This window comes from Escherichia sp. MOD1-EC5950, from assembly GCF_002965345.1.
GTDB lineage: Bacteria > Pseudomonadota > Gammaproteobacteria > Enterobacterales > Enterobacteriaceae > Escherichia > Escherichia marmotae.
Genome location: NZ_PTSR01000002.1, coordinates 15,422 through 33,406 on the forward strand (window position 1 = coordinate 15,422; position 17,985 = coordinate 33,406).

The 17,985-nt window shown below is 47.6% G+C and carries 18 protein-coding genes; 6 read left to right on the forward strand and 12 right to left on the reverse strand.

Annotation, left to right across the window (positions count from 1 at the left end; all coding sequences use genetic code 11):
* Positions 1 to 75 precede the first annotated feature (75 nt).
* From BEA93_RS02245 to BEA93_RS02260, 4 genes are all read right to left on the reverse strand, one after another.
* Entirely contained in the window at positions 76 to 933 is an 858-nt protein-coding gene (locus BEA93_RS02245) for a helix-turn-helix domain-containing protein (RefSeq protein WP_001516370.1), read from the reverse strand.
* Positions 934 to 1,340: 407 nt separating this feature from the next.
* The gene (gene hipA / locus BEA93_RS02250; protein ID WP_105224335.1) at positions 1,341 to 2,663 is read right to left on the reverse strand and encodes a type II toxin-antitoxin system serine/threonine protein kinase toxin HipA; all 1,323 of its coding nucleotides are present in this window, start codon (positions 2,661 to 2,663) and stop codon (positions 1,341 to 1,343) included.
* Positions 2,663 to 2,929 (reverse strand): type II toxin-antitoxin system antitoxin HipB, encoded by a 267-nt coding sequence (gene hipB, locus BEA93_RS02255; RefSeq protein WP_001516368.1) that lies wholly within the window; start codon positions 2,927 to 2,929, stop codon positions 2,663 to 2,665. Before hipB ends, hipA begins: the two co-directional genes overlap by 1 nt.
* Positions 2,930 to 3,147: 218 nt before the next feature.
* Entirely contained in the window at positions 3,148 to 4,149 is a 1,002-nt protein-coding gene (locus BEA93_RS02260; protein WP_105224334.1) for a hypothetical protein, read from the reverse strand.
* A gap of 427 nt (positions 4,150 to 4,576) precedes the next feature.
* On the opposite strand from BEA93_RS02260, the gene tam reads away from it, so the two are divergent.
* Positions 4,577 to 5,335: a trans-aconitate 2-methyltransferase gene (tam, locus tag BEA93_RS02265; protein ID WP_061090837.1), complete on the forward strand. Its 759-nt coding sequence runs from the start codon at positions 4,577 to 4,579 to the stop codon at positions 5,333 to 5,335.
* A gap of 3 nt (positions 5,336 to 5,338) precedes the next feature.
* On the opposite strand, the gene BEA93_RS02270 is transcribed toward tam, so the two are convergent.
* The 6 genes from BEA93_RS02270 to sad form a co-directional block, all read right to left on the reverse strand.
* On the reverse strand, positions 5,339 to 6,253 hold the full coding sequence (locus BEA93_RS02270) for a bestrophin family protein (RefSeq protein ID WP_001516366.1): 915 nt from the start codon (positions 6,251 to 6,253) through the stop codon (positions 5,339 to 5,341).
* Positions 6,254 to 6,585: 332 nt separating this feature from the next.
* A complete protein-coding gene (uxaB, locus tag BEA93_RS02280) occupies positions 6,586 to 8,037 on the reverse strand; it encodes a tagaturonate reductase (RefSeq protein WP_016248689.1) in 1,452 nt (483 codons plus the stop codon).
* A gap of 217 nt (positions 8,038 to 8,254) precedes the next feature.
* Positions 8,255 to 9,673 (reverse strand): sensor domain-containing diguanylate cyclase, encoded by a 1,419-nt coding sequence (locus BEA93_RS02285; RefSeq protein ID WP_001516364.1) that lies wholly within the window; start codon positions 9,671 to 9,673, stop codon positions 8,255 to 8,257.
* Positions 9,674 to 9,811: 138 nt separating this feature from the next.
* Complete coding sequence (locus BEA93_RS02295) at positions 9,812 to 10,171, reverse strand: DUF4186 domain-containing protein (RefSeq protein WP_105224333.1); 360 nt, start codon at positions 10,169 to 10,171, stop codon at positions 9,812 to 9,814.
* Positions 10,171 to 11,097, reverse strand: coding sequence for a glutaminase B (gene glsB / locus BEA93_RS02300; RefSeq protein ID WP_000257432.1), 927 nt, complete (start codon positions 11,095 to 11,097; stop codon positions 10,171 to 10,173). The genes BEA93_RS02295 and glsB overlap by 1 nt, the downstream gene beginning before the upstream one ends.
* Before the next feature lie 63 nt (positions 11,098 to 11,160).
* A complete protein-coding gene (sad, locus tag BEA93_RS02305) occupies positions 11,161 to 12,549 on the reverse strand; it encodes a succinate-semialdehyde dehydrogenase (RefSeq protein WP_001516363.1) in 1,389 nt (462 codons plus the stop codon).
* Between the two features lie 100 nt (positions 12,550 to 12,649).
* On the opposite strand from sad, the gene ptrR reads away from it, so the two are divergent.
* Together ptrR and ydeA are read left to right on the forward strand one after the other, a co-directional pair.
* Complete coding sequence (gene ptrR / locus BEA93_RS02310; protein WP_016248687.1) at positions 12,650 to 13,510, forward strand: putrescine utilization regulator PtrR; 861 nt, start codon at positions 12,650 to 12,652, stop codon at positions 13,508 to 13,510.
* A 169-nt stretch (positions 13,511 to 13,679) separates the two neighbouring features.
* Positions 13,680 to 14,870 (forward strand): L-arabinose MFS transporter, encoded by a 1,191-nt coding sequence (gene ydeA, locus BEA93_RS02315; protein ID WP_000210461.1) that lies wholly within the window; start codon positions 13,680 to 13,682, stop codon positions 14,868 to 14,870.
* 159 nt (positions 14,871 to 15,029) lie between these two features.
* Here the strand turns inward: ydeA and marC are convergent, their stop codons facing one another.
* Positions 15,030 to 15,695 (reverse strand): NAAT family transporter MarC, encoded by a 666-nt coding sequence (gene marC / locus BEA93_RS02320; protein WP_000885037.1) that lies wholly within the window; start codon positions 15,693 to 15,695, stop codon positions 15,030 to 15,032.
* Positions 15,696 to 15,906: 211 nt separating this feature from the next.
* On the opposite strand from marC, the gene marR reads away from it, so the two are divergent.
* From marR to marB, 3 genes are read left to right on the forward strand one after another with little or no spacing between them, the layout of a single operon-like run.
* Positions 15,907 to 16,341 (forward strand): multiple antibiotic resistance transcriptional regulator MarR, encoded by a 435-nt coding sequence (gene marR / locus BEA93_RS02325; RefSeq protein ID WP_000843428.1) that lies wholly within the window; start codon positions 15,907 to 15,909, stop codon positions 16,339 to 16,341.
* Positions 16,342 to 16,361: 20 nt separating this feature from the next.
* Positions 16,362 to 16,745 (forward strand): MDR efflux pump AcrAB transcriptional activator MarA, encoded by a 384-nt coding sequence (gene marA, locus BEA93_RS02330; RefSeq protein WP_000091195.1) that lies wholly within the window; start codon positions 16,362 to 16,364, stop codon positions 16,743 to 16,745.
* Between the two features lie 31 nt (positions 16,746 to 16,776).
* A complete protein-coding gene (marB, locus tag BEA93_RS02335) occupies positions 16,777 to 16,995 on the forward strand; it encodes a multiple antibiotic resistance protein MarB (RefSeq protein ID WP_000803534.1) in 219 nt (72 codons plus the stop codon).
* Positions 16,996 to 17,025: 30 nt separating this feature from the next.
* Here marB and eamA read toward each other — a convergent pair whose 3' ends face one another.
* Complete coding sequence (gene eamA, locus BEA93_RS02340; protein ID WP_000087186.1) at positions 17,026 to 17,925, reverse strand: O-acetylserine/cysteine exporter; 900 nt, start codon at positions 17,923 to 17,925, stop codon at positions 17,026 to 17,028.
* Positions 17,926 to 17,985 lie beyond the last annotated feature (60 nt).

Consider the following 17,985-nt stretch of genomic DNA (forward strand, 5'->3'; position numbering starts at 1 on the left):
TTTACTGAACACCTACCCTGATACTGATTAGACAGTAGCAGGGTAGGGTAATCCTCAATGAGATATAGATGCAGGCTAAGCCGGGCGAACGGGGATAAAAATTTCGCAAACAACATAGTTGTTATTCTTTTCTACAAAAGTTTCATTGCAGTAAAAACGTTCGATATCACAACCGTTTACTCTGACTAACCCCCTGGCAGGCAGTTCTATCAGATAGAGGTTCCGCACCCAGTTCGCATAATACTCCCAATCTCCTTCATAGCGGAAAGAGGCATAAAGCCCTCCAGCCGTTATCCATTCCTTTGGCATCTCCGTATCCGCATGGTCGCATACTGTACCGGCGAAGGTTTCAACTGTGAGCAAATCTACCGATTTTGTAGATGGTGTATATGTTGAGACGTAATAGATATCCGTCTTCAAATTCTGAAGACATCTGGATAAATGATTACGCCGCAGTTTTACTTCTTCATCTGGTGGTTTGTTAGAGATTTCAATGTCATATTTAAATGAATTACCCCAAATACGTGTCTCAGGTAAATTGATTAATCTGCAATCAGTCTTTTGGTACTGACGCGTTAATAAAGGAGGCAAGATGTTGGTGAGATCCCAAAAGTCACGGAGCCGATATTCTCTGGGAGAACATCCAAACAACTTTTTAAATTCGCGGCTGAATGACTGCTGTGAATCAAAATGCAAAGATAGTGCAATATCAAGCATTGATTTAGCTGTAAGTCTGACAAGAATGGCTGCCCGACAAAGTCTTCGTTTGCGGATGTATGATCCCAGGGGCATGTGCATGAAGTTTCTGAACAGAAGTTGAATATTGCGTCTACTGTAGCCAGATTTCTGTGCGATATCTTCGATTGAGATAGGGTGATCGAGATTGCACTCAATCCACTCCAGGAGCTGCTGTAAAATCTTCTGCCTGATCATAACATTCTCCATTTATCTTTAGTCACTTTGCACATTTTCCTTGCGACAATGACTTTGAGTATATCAAAAACAGAAATGCCCGAGGCTAAACAAACGATTGATAGTGCATCTTCATTTTGCCGGGTAATCGTGAATGCCATAAAAGTGGTTTTGGCCAATAACATGGGGGAGGTGTCATGAACATCACGCTATGAGGTGGCCACAGTGGCTGAGTGCATTCTGATACTATTCATTTAACATAATATACATTATGCGCACCAAGGTTATAACTGCAATATTCTAATGTTGCGCGGCTAGGTTTCCCTGGGCTGTTATGTTGTGATCCCAGGATGCTGCCGGTACTTCACCGGACTCATTTTTCGCGGTCGAGATTGTCTTGCTCGCTAAAACCGGCCAAACCCCATATCTCACTTAATTCCATATTCTCTGCTTAACCGACCGTGCAACCTCAACACATTGGTTTCAATTGCCGTCAACACGTTCTCCGGAAAATCTGCCGGTAATGAAGCCTTCACGTTATCCAATGCTGCGGGAATCATTCTGGCAAAGTCACTCAGGATTTCATGCATCTGCACTTCCGGAAATTTCAGTGCCTTTGCTGTCGCCAAAAAATGTCGCGGATATATTTTATCGATTTCCGTTTTTCTGCCTTTGGATGCGTTAAGCCCCATTGCCAGTTTGAGATCGCTGATATGTATTCCCGCGCCACCCAATACCGGAAATGCTGAAATGATGTCGTAAAATGGCGTGAGTCGATAACTGCCACCGGCCTGGATAAACACTGAGAAATTTTTCGCATGGCCGTCTGTCGAGCCAATCAACCACTGGAATACCTGGAATTTCATAAAATCATAACGATCGCGAAGCGCCTCGCTGGACCCCATCAAAAAAGCCATGATCCGCGCGATGCCTGGGCCTCCGTCAGATTCATATTTCACCGATGAAGGTAAACCGAATGTCTGACACATATCCTCCTGCGGCAAGCGAAGTAAAACCGTTCGTTCAGTATTCCAGCGTCTGTCAAAGCGTTCGACCGCTAACGCGCGCACCCTTCCCGCTTTAATGATTTCTGCGTCGGGAACATTCAACCCGAATTCTTTTGCCAGCAGCAGACAGTAATACTCATTATCAACACTCTGACTGAGATCGAGCGTCGCATTGGGCTGTCTGATTTCACCAATCGGCAATTTAATGATATGCGTCGTCGGCGTTATTCCTTTCGGAATGCACCAGTCATTGCCCATTCTGAGCAGCGCAGTCTTCTCCTGCGCGCCAGCAACCGAGATGCGAAAGTCATTTTCCTCCCTAATCATGCCTAGCGGGATATCTGCTTTATAAGCCGTTAATACTTCTTCAAGTCTGGCTTCAGTAAGCTTTTCCCATACCATTATTGGGCGCGTCACAGTTTCGTCTTCTGGTAATAACGTCACGGCGCCAACGCTATCTCGCCCTATTTCTGACAATAAATCAAACGGTTGCCTGGATTTAGCATGATAACGTTTAACGATGCGGTCGCGTACAATCGGGCTATCGGGTAACAGGTTATCGAAGAAGTTAAATACAGCATCAGAGGTGATATTCCCCCTCTGCAATGGCAGCGAAAGCGACAATGGCCTGGCATAACGGTTGGTCAACCACTCCGGCGCATACTTAAAGGTATGGGCACCGTTGGTCAGCTTCGTCAACTCGCCTACCCGTTGGTTGTTCATCCACGTGACAAGTTTTGGCATTACCACTCCAGATCTTGCTGATCGGTTGATTCTGGCGAGTCATTTTTCGTGTCGCATAGCGTCATCGAGAGATTAAGTGACTGTAATATCTTAAAAAATGTCGTTAGTGTGGTGTTGTCAGGGTTATTTTCGAAATTGGAAATAGTCGCCTGTTTTATGCCGATTTTTTTCGCCAGCTCGCTCTGCGTCCAGCCATTTTGCTGACGAACCAGTTTCATTGCATTTGCTAATTGCGTTGGGCTATAGATCATCGGAAAGCTCATCATGCCATACATCCACAAGAATTTTATCCGCTTTAGGGGATATTTTCAGTTTTATCCTTTAGTGAGGATAAAGTCAATCTGTAAACGCATTTTATCCGCTCTACGGGATAAATACTGCGATATCCCCGATCGCGGATAAAATGGAGGATTTAAAAAACGGCGCTGACGTGCCATTTGAGGTTGCTGATTTAAGCTGCATTACAAGCCTCATCACAGCGATCTCACCATTCTTGATGTACACTCGCGGCAAGTCTGGCACTTCGGGAGCAGGCGCCTTTTCCCATGATTATATTTCTTTTCAATTTAATGGCATTCCTCAGTTCGATATTGAATTTAGCCTCGTCACTGAGGTTGTCCTTAAGATCAAGCGCAATGCGTTTTAATTCCGTAAATGCAAGCGGTCTTTGCCCATGTAAAAATTGAACGCCAGAACGTTCATAATACTTATCAATATGCTTTAACCTGTATTTTGCTAATTTTCTTATTTCACCTATAGACCCCTGCTGCCCATTGTCTATTAGGCGGTTGATTGTATACTCAACAAACTCTTTTTTATCTTCTCCGAAATAACTTAAAACTAACGGAAGTAAGAATCTTTGCATACAGATATCATATGAAAAAACCATAGAAAAATCGGAACCTAAAAGATCACAAGCCCCATCGAAATCGTTATATATAAAGATATAACGGTAAAAATCCTTAAACCTACTAATTATGCTTGCGTCGGTAACTTTATTTGCGCCAATATAGCAGCCATAAGGACTTCCTTTTGCAAAGTCAATGTTTTCTGTTGATTTGAAACTATCACATCCAGCGACTATGGCGAGTAGATTATTCATTGTATGTTTGTTTATCATTAAAAACAGATCATTCATCTCACTCCAGGATATATACTTTTTAATGCCAGGGAAAAACATTCCCTCATCGGGTGAGCCATGACACTCAAAATGCACTATCGGAATTAAACCTTTTTTTATGACTCCTTTTTCCAGCTCCTTAAAGAAAGATATTAGCATGGGGATATTATGGATCTTAACAAACACAATGGGGATGGGGACTTTCAAGCTTGAGATCGATTTAAATAGTTTTGAAGCGGTATTGCTTTTAAGTGTTATATCATCTGGTCTATTGGTGTTAATTTTGATGTCACTCGAGGAGTCAAGATCTTCATCACCTAAAACATCGATGATATATATAATGTTGAATGCAAATTTTCTCGTCATATTTTATATCGCTATATCCGATAGAGTTAGCGTCCAAAATGCCAGGAGTTTCACACAAAAAACTTCAAACCTGGTTCCTGTCCTAAGGATATCAAAAAAAAGTCACTTTGTGATTATTCACTATCCACAGATAGATATTAATTTTGAATATATTGCATGTTAATATATTTATATGAAATGAATAAAAACAACAAGAAGGAGGCTTTATTTGTTTTAAATTGATTTTATGCGAAATTTACTCTTCCCTACCCCGCTCGGCTCTAATATTTTATTGATTAATAAATATGTCTGATGAATCTTGACCAGCACATAGTCAATCACTTTTGGGTATCCTTGATTTAATGCGCGTGTTCGGTGGATTGATGACGTGAGGCGAATTCATCAATTTTATCTACACTTGGGTTAACGCGCTGACGGGAGTAAAAAAATGGCTGACTGGAACCCCTCTTTATATTTGCACTTCACCGCCGAACGGTCGCGACCAGCGGTAGAACTGCTTGCCAGAGTTCCTCTGGAAAACGTCCGGCAAATAGCCGATCTCGGCTGCGGCCCAGGCAACAGCACCGCCCTGCTACATCAACGTTGGCCAATGGTAAAAATTACTGGCATTGATTCGTCTCCGGCGATGATTGCTGAAGCGCGTGCAGTGTTGCCAGAATGTCAGTTTGTTGAAGCAGATATCCGCAATTGGCAACCGGATCACGCATTCGATCTGATTTTCGCCAACGCCTCGTTGCAATGGTTGCCTGATCATTACGAACTGTTTCCACATCTTGTGTCGTTACTCAATCCGCATGGCGTACTGGCGGTACAAATGCCGGACAACTGGCTGGAGCCGACACATGTATTAATGCGCGAAGTCGCCTGGGAGCAGCATTATCCGGATCGTGGACGCGAACCACTGGCAGGCGTTCATGCTTACTACGATATTCTGAGTGAAACCGCATGTGAGGTTGATATCTGGCGAACCACCTACTATCACCAGATGCCATCTCACCAGGCGATTATTGACTGGGTGACCGCCACCGGATTACGCCCGTGGTTGCAGGATCTGACTGAGAGTGAACAGCAGCATTTTCTTACGCGCTACCATCAGATGCTGGAAGAGCAGTATCCACTGCAGGAGGATGGTCAAATACTGCTGGCATTTCCGCGCTTGTTCATTGTTGCCCGGCGAACAGAGTAATTGTTACGTCAACTGGTAATGGCGGTCGGGAAGAATCTTCGGCGGGATCTCCGTTTCATCGTTCATCTGCAACAGGTCAATTTCAATAGCATTGCAGATGGCATCCAGTGGTAAGTCATTGTTTTCTGTACCGAACGGGTCTTCTAACTCTTCCGCCAGACAATCAAGCGAAATGAAGGTGTAGGAAATCAGTACTGAGATAAAAGGCGTCATGTAATGCAGATCCACGACCAGCGCGAACGGTAGCATGATGCAAAACAGGTAAACGGTACGATGCAAAATGAGTGTGTAAGCAAAAGGAATTGGTGTATATGCGATGCGCTCACATCCTGCCAGCACCGCAGAAATATCATTGAGCCGATCGTTCAGACTAATAAATAGAATGTCAGAAAGTTGCCCATTCCGGCGCTGAACAGCTAACCACTTCCCCATCATCAGCAAAATATGATTAGCTGGGGAGTTTGTAGCCTGCACCCGCTGAAGATCTTCTTCATTGAGGTAATGTGCCAGCACTTTTGCCTGTGGCAGTTTGCGTAATGTCATGCGTAAACAGTGAGCAAAGGCAATTTGTAGCCGGACAAACTCCTTTACGCTTGCTGAATCGGGCAACGTCGTTTTTACTTCACGCAATAATGACCGTGAGGCAATCATCAACTGTCCCCACAGTTTGCGCGCTTCAACATAACGAGCGTACCCCGCGTTATTACGAAACCCCAGAAAAATGGCGATAGCAACACCGAGAATGCTGAACGGCGCGAGGGTAAATTTGATGCCCAGATGCGTATACCAGGGCAGCATGAAAATAACCGCGATAGAAAAAAGAAAGTTGAGTAGCAAGCGCGAGGATATTTTGGATAATACTGAACCGTGCCAGACAAAAATACGGCGCAACCAGTGTTGTTGTGGGCGAACAATCATGATTATCTTCAAACATGGAAAAGTCGCCCTATTAAACGTGATTGCGATCACGTTCTCAAGTGTCAATTTACAAATTACCTACAAGACTACAACAATCACAGATGCAACATGTGGCACCTGGTTATGATAAGGGTATATAGGATGTTGTAACTAATAATGCATAATAACAAACCCGGCCGAAACCGGGTTCAGAGATTGCGCCGTTAATTGCCTGATGCGCTGCGCTTATCAGCGCCTCCAACTAGCTATGTGATTTCAGTTAGTTGGAAAAGTGCGGCTGGATGCAGCATAAATGCCTTATCCGGCTTACAAAATAATGCAATTATTAAGTGCTAGCACAACGGACGTACAGCTTCGCGCATCCCTTTTTCCAGAATCGCATCCAGGTCATTGGCCACCTGCTCTACCAGACCAGGCACTTGCGTCAGATCCTGCTCCCAGTGGTCTTTTTCTGCCAACACAATAGCAACCAGTGCCTGGGTGTCGATGACACGATCACGATGCTGACTCCACAATTGCTGATAACACTCCAGCCAGTGAGCATCATCCTGCACCGGATAGGTTTCACCGTTACGCTCACCGCGATAGAATGCAATCAGTGCCGCTAACGCGAAAGTGAGACGAGCCGGGAGTTTACCATTCGCCTTCTGCCCTGCCAGCAACTGCGGCAGGATGCGGGTACGGAACTTGGTCATACCGTTGAGCGCAATGGACAGCAACTGATGCTTAATGTACGGGTTACGGAAACGCCCGGTGACTGCACTGGCGAAAGATTCCAGCTCATCTCGCGGCAGATCCAGTACCGGAATAATCTCTTCATAAATGGCTTTTTCAACGAATGCACAGATTTCTGCATCGTTCATCGCTTCGCCTACAGTATCCAACCCAGCCTGAAACGCCACCGGCACCAGCGCGGTGTGAGCACCATTAAGGATTGCTACTTTGCGCTCTTTATACGGTTTAATATCGTCAACAATCAGTACGTTGAGCGGATATTTATCCAGACGCAATTCAGACGCTAAGGATTTCGGTCCCTGAATCACAAACAGGTAAAAGTGTTCAGCGGTGTCGAGGAAACCATCGTGATAACCGAGTTCTTCTTCCAGTTTCGCTACTTCATCACGCGGATAACCGGTAACGATACGGTCCACCAGCGTAGAACAGAAGCTGTTAGCTTTATCCAGCCATTGAACAAACGCTTCCGGTAGCTGCCACTCTTGCGCATAACGCAGCACCAGTTCACGCAGCGCATCACCATTATAATCAATCAGTTCACACGGAATGATGATCCAACCTTTATCCAGCGCACCGTTGAAATGGCTAAAACGTTCGAACAGCAAACGCGTCAGTTTTGCCGGATAGCTTACCGCTGGCGCATCATCAAATTTGTCGCCTGCATGATAGCTGATGCCCGCTTCGGTGGTGTTAGAGAAGACGAAACGCATTTCCGGATTGTGCGCCAGCTTCAGGAATTCATCGTAGTCACCGTAGACGCTAATTTCACGGTTTACAGAACGAATCAAACGCGCATCGCTGACTGCTTCGCCCTTCTCATTCAGGCCACGAATAATGGTGGTGTACAAACCATCCTGAGTGCTAAGTGACGGCGGGAATGAAGTTTCAATCGGACGAACAACGACCACACCAGAATTCAGATCGGTGTGCTCATTCAGGAGATCAATTTGCCAGTCAACAAAGGCGCGCAGAAAGTTACCTTCACCAAACTGAATGATACGTTCTGGATACTGTGCACCGGGAAAATCGCGACGATTTAGTGTTTTCACAATGGGTTCCCTTTTGATTAGTCATACAACCTGCTTGAATTGGTATAACAGATTAGCAAACTTTAATACGCTGAACCCCTGTTTTGATCAACTCGTGGTGATTAATTAGCAGGTTTAAGAGAAAAATGTGGCGCAGATCATGGTTCTGACGGTATTTATTCAACCGCCAGAGTGGTAGAACACATTATTCTGAAACAGCGGAAAAATAATAAAGCTGTCAGACAACTTCCTCACCATAACGCATGGTGCTGGTGCGGTTACGCCCATCTTTTTTCGAGCGATAGAGACACGTATCAGCTTCAACCATCAATTTATTGAAGTCATCAGTTAGTGTACTGTATGAAGCACATCCACTACCGACACCGATGCTGACCGTAAGATAGAGCGTCTTTTGTTGCCAGGTAAAAGGTTGAAGTTCGACAGCTTTGCGGATTTTCTCCGCCATCAATAGACCATCGACAGGATTCACTGAAGGTACAGCAACGGCAAACTCTTCTCCTCCCATCCGCGCCACCAGCCCTTTATCGCCCACAATTTTCTGAATATGCTGAGCAAATACGCTTAAGACTTTATCGCCACATTCATGACCATAGTTGTCGTTAATGCTTTTGAAATAGTCGATATCAAGCAGCATGACGGTCAGATGTTGTGTCTGTTGCAGCGATGGACTTTTCAGCGCCTCATAAAGACCGGATCGTGAGTACACCTGTGTCAGAAAATCAAAATCGGCACGCAGAGAAACTTGCTTCATCAGTGAATTAATCGCCGCCACGCTAAAAGAAACCATAATTGGGCAAATGGCCATCGTGGCAATGCCCAGACGAGCGGAAAACATTTGCGGAATCGAGAACGGCGAACCAACAGCGATATCAATCACCGAATTAGCCACCAGCACGATTTCTACCGCTCCGGTGATAAAGGTCAACAGACACGTAGCCTGTGGCGTATAGCGCACCGCACACCAGATTAATGCCGGCAGCGGAAATGCCAGACTCCCTGCACCGCCAATCGCCACTGAGGCAATGACCGACACGATCAGCGCAATGACAGGCATCATCTGCTCTGCTTTAAAACGCGGTAATACTCCCGGAATTGCCAGCGTCAGCATACAAGGAACAATCAACACGCCTGTTGAGAATTGTTCACTAAACCAGTCAGCAAGCAAAGGCCAGAAATCAAGACTATCAATACTGACCGAACCAATCGCGCCGACGATGGCACATAATAAAGCGGCAATCAGACAGTAATTAAATAACCGTAAGGCACTTACTGGTTCATATTTATTTTTCCCCAGACGCTTATCCCGTACCACCAACAGAGCAACGGTCACAATAAACATCATATTGGATAAATTAATAACCAGCGAGACCAGCCCCCATTCGGTGGTCATGGCATCATAAGCCAGCATTGCCACGTAACAGATAGCATAGTAATGCAGACGATTAAGCCAGACATAGCGGGCAAATACCCCTGCCATTACACCATTGAGCGGCCAGAAAAGAGAGAGTTCATGAACCAGGCGTAGCTCTGCACCAATAAAATAGAACAGCGTCGTTAGCGCAAAAATTGCAATGCTATTACGTAGCAGATGACCTTCCTGGAACAAACGGAAAGTGGATATGGGGTGTACATACATTAATTATCTGTCCATACAATTGCGGATGGCAATTATCTCAACGCAATAAGTAAATTCTCATAAAGGATAGCATGTTCGCTGACAGCGGCGACAAGGAAAGATATCAGTCAGATGATCTTTTGGCTTTTACCACCATTCTTATGGCTGATTCATCTGTATAACCAGCCAGTGGTAGATAACCGTCACGATATAACGTTGTTGTTCCTCACTTAACGAAACACCCTGCGGAATGTGATGCCACTTAGCCAGACAACCACGGCAACAGGTCGCGGTGGCGTGCTGAGCGATAAACACCGGATGCCCACGCATGGGGGTTTGCTTACCATCGTTCGCCGGTAATGCCGGAGCAAGACGCTTAGCGACAAAATCCGCCGCATGTTGTTCTATAACCGGCGCGCCCTTCTCCAGACAATACTGACGCTCTTTCACACCCAAACGAAAGCGGGAGCGAAATTTTGAACGGGATAAACGCGCGAAGAGTGGATCAAGTGACTGCATTAATAAACCGAGCGTCCTAATTGTTTCGTCAATTGTTCAAGTACTGCGATACCGGCAAGAGAGTTGCCCGCATCATCCAGTTCCGGGCTCCATACCGCGATAGCCATTTCATGCGGGACGATCGCAACAATACCGCCGCCAACGCCAGATTTCGCCGGAAGCCCCACTCGCCAGGCGAATTCACCCGCGTTCTGGTACATTCCGCTCGTTGCCATCAGCGCATTAATTTGCCGTGCCTGCATCGGCGTTACTACTGGCTCATCGATATGAAAAGCCTTCCCCTGATTCGCCAGAAAGACAAACGTCCGCGCCAGCTCAACACAACTCATTTTCAGTGCGCAGTAATGAAAGTAGTTTTGCAGAACGGTAGTTACATCATGATGGAAATTACCAAACGACTTCATCAGCCAGGCGATCGCCGCATTTCTCGCAGAATGTTCAAACTCGGAACGCGCCACCACCGTATCGTAGGCAATATCAGACACGCCGCTTAAGCCGCGCACCACTTCCAGCATACGCTGCCGCGGGGCGCTTAACCGCCCTTGCAGCATATCGCAGACGACCAACGCACCGGCATTAATAAACGGATTGCGTGGAATGCCCTGCTCCATTTCCAGTTGCACCAGGGAATTGAACGGCGATCCAGACGGATCTTTGCCGACGCGTTGCCAGATCTCCTCTTCGGAGTAATGACGCATAGCGACAACGAGACTGAGCACTTTGGAAATAGATTGAATGGAAAAACGTTCTTGCGCGTCTCCGGCCTGAAAAAGCTGCCCATCAACGGTACAAATGGCAATCCCCAGGCGGGAGCCATCGACGGTTGCCAGTGCCGGAATATAATCTGCGACTTTACCCTGACCAATTAGCGGCCGCACTTGCCGCAAGATGTTTTCTAAAATTACATTATCCATGGCGACAGCCACACTCTGCTCCTTGCTCGCAGGTCTGAAAAGACCTGCGAGTATAACAGAGCTAAATATGTGACGTCAGATCCGGTCTTTCCACACCGTCTGGATATTACAGAACTCATGTAAACCGAAATGGGAAAGCTCACGACCAAAACCACTCTTCTTCACACCACCAAAGGCGACTCGCGCATCGCTGGCGCAAAAACCATTGATAAACACGCCACCGCATTCCAGACGTGCTGCCATCTGTCTGGCTCGTGTTTCGTCAGCGGTAAAGATCGTCGCAGAAAGACCGAACTCGCTGTCATTAGCCAGTTTCAGCGCATGTTCCGCATTTTTTGCTATGGTGATTGCGGCAACGGGGCCAAAAAGCTCTTCACGAAACGCCGTCATTTCGGGGGTGACATTAGCCAGAACCGTTGGCGGATAGTAGTTACCTTCCCCTGCCATCTTTTCTCCGCCCAGTAACAAACGCGCCCCCTGCGCCAGTGTTTTTTCCACCTGATGATGTAGCTCATCACGCAAATCAAAACGTGCCATCGGGCCGAGATCGTTCTCTTCGTCACGTGGATCGCCCATTTTTAACGCCGCTGCAGCCGCTACGAAACGTTCGGTAAATGCCGAAGCAATTCCCTCTTCGATGATAAAGCGTTTTGCCGCCGCACATACCTGCCCGGTATTCTGATAACGTCCGATAACCGCAGCTTTCACGGCCAGCTCCAGATCGGCATCGTTAAGCACAATAAACGGATCCGAACCACCCAGTTCCAGTACGCATTTTTTTAGCGCTGCGCCGGCCTGTGCGCCAATAGCCGCTCCCGCACGGACACTGCCGGTCACCGTGACCGCTGCAATACGCGGGTCTTTAATCATCCGGCTGACACCATCGTTGTCAGCATTCAGCCAACCATATACGCCTTGTGGGATACCGGCATCTTGAAATACCTGGGCAATTAACTGTGCACAACCTGACACATTCGGCGCATGTTTAAGTAAGTAACTGTTACCCGCAAGAATGATAGGAACAGCACCGCGCATGACCTGCCATAACGGGAAGTTCCACGGCATAACCGCAAGGATTGTCCCCATTGGACGATATTCAATGACCGCTTGCTGGTTCTCAACCAGTGTAGGTTCAGCTTTCAGCATTGCCGGGCCATGCTCTGCATACCAGTCGCACAAATTCGCTGATTTCACCACTTCGGCACGCGCCTGTTTGATGGGCTTACCCATTTCACGGGTGATCATTTGCGCCATCTCTTCGCTACGCGTACGCAGAGCCTTAGCGATATCACGCAGTTTCTTCGCCCGGTAATCTATGCTCGTCTCGCGCCAGTCGCGATAGCCTGTCGCCGCAAGCTGAAGAGCGTTTTCAATATCGTCAGCACCAGCCCACGGCAGTGAAGAAAGTTGTTCACCATTGGCTGGATTTATCGAAATGGCATGGGTCGCCGGAGTGATGGTCATTGGGGTATCTCCTTCATGAGTCAGGGTAAAAAGATACGCAGATTTACTCTTACTTTAAAATGAATAATATTAAGCCACTTATTCACGAATTGAGAATACTATGGATCTAACCCAACTGGAGATGTTTAACGCCGTTGCTGAGGCAGGCAGCATTACCCAGGCTGCGGCAAAAGTGCATCGTGTACCTTCTAATCTCACGACCCGTATACGCCAACTGGAAACAGAACTCGGCGTTGAACTGTTTATTCGCGAGAATCAGCGGTTACGGCTTTCTCCCGCCGGGCATAATTTTTTACGCTATAGCCAACAAATTCTCGCGCTGGTGGATGAGGCGCGGAACGTTGTAGCTGGCGATGAGCCGCAAGGTCTGTTTTCTCTCGGGTCGCTGGAAAGCACCGCCGCTGTGCGTATTCCGGCAACGCTGGCTGAATTTAACCGTCGCTACCCTAAAATTCAGTTTTCACTCTCTACCGGCCCATCCGGCACCATGCTGGACGGTGTACTGGAGGGGAAACTGAATGCGGCATTTATCGATGGGCCAATCAGCCATACTGCCATCGACGGGATACCGGTTTACCGCGAGGAGTTGATGATCGTCACGCCACAAGGGCATATGCCAGTAACCCACGCCAGTCAGGTTAATGGCTGTAACATTTATGCCTTCCGTGCCAATTGCTCGTATCGCCGCCATTTTGAGCGCTGGTTTCATGCTGACGGCGCAGCGCCGGGGACTATTCATGAGATGGAGTCATATCACGGCATGCTGGCTTGTGTTATCGCGGGTGCAGGCATTGCGCTTATCCCTCGCTCTATGCTGGAAAGTATGCCAGGGCATCATCAGGTTGAAGCCTGGCCGTTAGGTGAGCAATGGCGTTGGTTAACAACCTGGCTGGTCTGGCGTCGCGGTGCGAAAACACGTCCGCTTGAGGCATTTATTGAGCTGCTGGATGTGCCAGACTAAGCATGATGAAAAAATTTTCTGCTCTGTATGTTGTACCTGCCACTCACGCAGTAGTTGGCACAACATGAAGCGGCAAAACGCGACACAGGTCACAAAGTCATTGTATTCAGATCATTAACCGTTTTAAGATCATTTCATTACCTTTTCGCAACTCACCCGATAATCTGTTATGACAACGAATATTGTTTCCCGCAAAGTGGCGTGGCTACGGGTAGTTACGCTGGCAGTCGCCGCCTTTATCTTCAATACCACTGAATTTGTTCCTGTTGGTCTGCTTTCTGACATTGCGCAAAGCTTCCATATGCAAACCGCACAAGTCGGTATCATGTTGACCATTTATGCGTGGGTAGTGGCGCTAATGTCACTGCCTTTTATGCTAATGACCAGCCAGGTCGAACGCCGCAAGTTGCTGATCTGCCTGTTTGTGGTGTTTATCGCCAGCCACATCCTGTCGTTTTTATCGTGGAGTTTTACTGTTCTGGTGATCAGCCGTATTGGCGTAGCTTTCGCTCATGCTATTTTCTGGTCGATTACGGCGTCACTGGCGATCCGTATGGCACCCGCCGGAAAGCGAGCGCAGGCATTGAGTTTAATTGCCACCGGCACAGCACTGGCAATGGTATTAGGTTTACCTATCGGGCGCATTGTGGGGCAATATTTCGGCTGGCGAACGACATTCCTCGCGATCGGTATCGGGGCGCTTCTTACCCTTCTGTGCCTCATCAAGCTACTGCCATTACTGCCCAGCGAACATTCCGGCTCATTAAAAAGCCTTCCGCAACTGTTCCGCCGCCCGGCATTGATAAGCATTTATTTGCTGACTGTGGTGGTCGTTACCGCCCATTACACGGCATACAGCTATATCGAACCTTTTGTGCAAAACGTTGCGGGATTCAGCGCCAACTTTGCCACGGCATTGCTGTTGATGCTCGGTGGCGCGGGCATTATTGGTAGCCTGATTTTCGGTAAGCTTGGTAACCAGTATGCATCTATTCTGGTCAGTGCTGCGATTGCGCTGTTGCTGGTGTGCCTGGCGTTACTGTTACCTTCGGCAAGTAGCGAGATACACCTCGGCGTACTGAGCATTTTCTGGGGGATCGCGATGATGATCATCGGGCTTGGGATGCAGGTTAAAGTGCTGGCGCTGGCACCGGATGCCACCGACGTTGCGATGGCGCTATTCTCCGGGATATTTAATATTGGCATTGGTGCCGGGGCGCTGGTGGGTAATCAGGTCAGTCTGCACTGGTCAATGTCGATGATTGGTTATGTGGGCGCAGTTCCGGCACTCGCCGCATTGATATGGTCGATCATAATATTCCGCCGCTGGCCTGTGGCACTCGAAGAACAGACACGATAATTGGAAGGCCCGAACGCGGTGCCGGATTCGGCGGGAACGCCTTATCCGGCCTACAAAACCACGCAAATTCAATACATTGCAGAGATCAGGCCTGATAAGCGTAGCGCATCAGGCAATTTTGCTTTTGTTATCAGTCTCAAAGGCCCATTCGGGCCTTTTTTAATGGTAAGTTTTAATAATTTCCAGGATGCCGTTAATAATAAACTGCACACCCATACAAACCAGTAAGAACCCCATCAGGCGGGAGATCGCTTCAATTCCTCCCTTGCCCACCAGCCGCATAATGGCACCAGAGCTACGCAGACTTCCCCATAAAATGACCGCCACCAGGAAAAAGATCAGCGGCGGCGCAACCATCAGTACCCAGTCCGCGAAAGTTGAACTCTGACGCACAGTGGACGCCGAGCTAATGATCATCGCAATGGTTCCCGGCCCGGCGGTACTTGGCATTGCCAGCGGCACAAAAGCAATATTGGTGCTGGGTTCATCTTCCAGTTCTTCCGATTTACTTTTTGCCTCCGGAGAGTCCGTTGCCTTTTGCTGTGGAAAGAGCATACGAAAACCGATAAACGCAACGATTAGTCCGCCAGCAATCCGCAGACCGGGAATCGAAATGCCGAAGGTATCCATCACCAGTTGCCCGGCGTAATACGCCACCATCATGATGGCAAATACATACACTGAGGCCATCAACGACTGGCGATTACGTTCGGCACTGTTCATGTTGCCCGCCAGACCGAGAAACAACGCTACGGTAGTAAGCGGGTTAGCTAACGGCAGTAACACCACCAGCCCCAGACCAATCGCTTTAAACAAATCTAACATTGGTGATTGTTATCCTGTGTCTCTTAGTTATCAGCGAAAAGTATAAAGGGTAAACAAGGAGAAAGTTTCACTCTTTAACTTTCCTTGCATTGCGCTGACCAAAACTTGAACCGATTTAGCAAAACGTGGCATCTGCCAACCCATTCATTTGACTTATACTTGCCTGGGCAATATTATCCCCCGCAACTAATTACTTGCCAGGGCAACTAATGTGAAAAGTACCAGCGACCTGTTCAATGAAATCATCCCATTGGGTCGCTTAATCTATATGGTTAATCAGAAGAAAGACCGTCTGCTTAACGATTATCTGTCACCGCTGGATATCACTGCGGCACAGTTTAAGGTGCTCTGCTCTATCCGCTGCGCAGCGTGCATTACACCGGTCGAGCTGAAAAAAGTGTTGTCAGTCGACCTGGGAGCACTGACCCGTATGCTGGATCGCCTGGTCTGTAAAGGTTGGGTGGAACGGTTGCCTAACCCGAATGACAAGCGCGGCGTGCTGGTAAAGCTCACCGCCAGCGGCGCGGCAATATGTGAACAATGCCATCAATTAGTTGGCCAGGACCTGCATCAAGAATTAACAAAAAACCTGACGGCGGACGAAGTGGCAACGCTTGAGCATTTGCTTAAGAAAGTCCTGCCGTAAACAAAAAAAGAGGTATGACGATGTCCAGACGCAATACTGACGCTATTACTATTCATAGCATTTTGGACTGGATCGAGGACAACCTGGAATCACCACTGTCACTGGAAAAAGTGTCAGAGCGTTCAGGTTACTCCAAATGGCACCTGCAACGGATGTTTAAAAAAGAAACTGGCCATTCATTAGGTCAATACATCCGCAGCCGTAAAATGACGGAAATCGCGCAAAAGCTGAAAGAAAGTAACGAGCCAATACTCTATCTGGCAGAACGTTATGGTTTCGAGTCCCAGCAAACCCTGACCCGCACCTTCAAAAACTATTTTGATGTTCCGCCGCATAAATATCGGATGGCGAATATACAGGGCGAATCGCGCTTTTTACATCCATTGAATCATTACAATAGTTAGTTAAAACGTGACAACGTCACTTGAGGCAATCATGAAACCACTTTTATCCGCAATAGCAACCGCGCTTATTCTCTTTTCCGCGCAGGGATTTGCGGAACAAACTACGCAGCCGGTCGTTACTCCCTGCGGCGATGAAGTGATTGTTCCTCCATCGCAGGAACAACCCCCTTTCGATTTAAATCACATGGGGACAGGCAGTGATAAGTCGGATGCGCTGGGCGTGCCTTATTATAATCAACACACCATGTAATTAATTCTGGCCCCGGGATATCGGGGCTTATTAGCCTCTCACCTTCACCGCTTTACGCCAGCGCAAACCAAACACATTGATATACAGCCCACCCATTATCAGCACCGCACCGAAAAATTGCAGACCCGTTAATCGTTCATCCAGCAATAATGCCGCACTTGCCAGACCAACTACCGGCACCAGTAACGATAACGGTGCAACACGCCAGGTTTCATAGCGACCCAGCAGCGTCCCCCAGATCCCATAACCGACAATTGTCGCCACAAACGCCAGATACATCAGAGATAAAATGGTGATCATGTCGATAGTGACCAGGCTGTGAATCATGGTTGCAGAACCATCGAGAATGAGTGAAGCGACAAAGAACGGAATAATGGGAATTAATGCACTCCATATCACCAGCGACATCACCGCCGGACGCGATGAATGCGACATGATCTTTTTATTGAAGATGTTGCCACACGCCCAGCTAAATGCTGCCGCCAGGGTCAACATAAAGCCGAGCATCGCTACATGCTGACCGTTCAGGCTATCTTCGATTAACACCAGTACACCAAAAATCGCTAAGGCGATCCCCGCCAGTTGTTTGCCATGCAGTCGCTCACCGAAAGTAAACGCGCCAAGCACGATAGTAAAAAACGCCTGAGCCTGTAATACCAGCGAGGCCAGTCCAGCCGGCATACCGAAGTTAATGGCGCAGAAGAGAAAGGCAAACTGCGCAAAACTGATGGTTAAACCATACCCCAACAGTAAATTCAGCGGTACTTTCGGCCGTGCGACAAAAAAGATAGCCGGGAAAGCGACCAGCATAAAGCGCATACCGGCCAGCATCAGCGGTGGCATGTTGTGAAGTCCCACTTTGATGACCACAAAATTAAGCCCCCACACCACCACAACCAGTAGCGCCAATAACCCATCTTTTCGCGACATTCTACCGCCTCTGAATTTTCATCTTTTGTAAGCAATCAACTTAGCTGAATTTACTTTTCT

Bases quoted from the DNA above. Each gene is read 5' to 3' on its own strand.
- BEA93_RS02245 (WP_001516370.1), bottom strand. From the start codon at position 933: ATGATCAGGCAGAAGATTTTACAGCAGCTCCTGGAGTGGATTGAGTGC.
- hipA (WP_105224335.1), bottom strand. From the start codon at position 2,663: ATGCCAAAACTTGTCACGTGGATGAACAACCAACGGGTAGGCGAGTTG.
- hipB (WP_001516368.1), bottom strand. From the start codon at position 2,929: ATGATGAGCTTTCCGATGATCTATAGCCCAACGCAATTAGCAAATGCA.
- BEA93_RS02260 (WP_105224334.1), bottom strand. From the start codon at position 4,149: ATGACGAGAAAATTTGCATTCAACATTATATATATCATCGATGTTTTA.
- tam (WP_061090837.1), top strand. From the start codon at position 4,577: ATGGCTGACTGGAACCCCTCTTTATATTTGCACTTCACCGCCGAACGG.
- BEA93_RS02270 (WP_001516366.1), bottom strand. From the start codon at position 6,253: ATGATTGTTCGCCCACAACAACACTGGTTGCGCCGTATTTTTGTCTGG.
- BEA93_RS02285 (WP_001516364.1), bottom strand. From the start codon at position 9,673: ATGTATGTACACCCCATATCCACTTTCCGTTTGTTCCAGGAAGGTCAT.
- BEA93_RS02295 (WP_105224333.1), bottom strand. From the start codon at position 10,171: ATGCAGTCACTTGATCCACTCTTCGCGCGTTTATCCCGTTCAAAATTT.
- sad (WP_001516363.1), bottom strand. From the start codon at position 12,549: ATGACCATCACTCCGGCGACCCATGCCATTTCGATAAATCCAGCCAAT.
- ptrR (WP_016248687.1), top strand. From the start codon at position 12,650: ATGGATCTAACCCAACTGGAGATGTTTAACGCCGTTGCTGAGGCAGGC.
- ydeA (WP_000210461.1), top strand. From the start codon at position 13,680: ATGACAACGAATATTGTTTCCCGCAAAGTGGCGTGGCTACGGGTAGTT.
- marC (WP_000885037.1), bottom strand. From the start codon at position 15,695: ATGTTAGATTTGTTTAAAGCGATTGGTCTGGGGCTGGTGGTGTTACTG.
- marA (WP_000091195.1), top strand. From the start codon at position 16,362: ATGTCCAGACGCAATACTGACGCTATTACTATTCATAGCATTTTGGAC.
- marB (WP_000803534.1), top strand. From the start codon at position 16,777: ATGAAACCACTTTTATCCGCAATAGCAACCGCGCTTATTCTCTTTTCC.
- eamA (WP_000087186.1), bottom strand. From the start codon at position 17,925: ATGTCGCGAAAAGATGGGTTATTGGCGCTACTGGTTGTGGTGGTGTGG.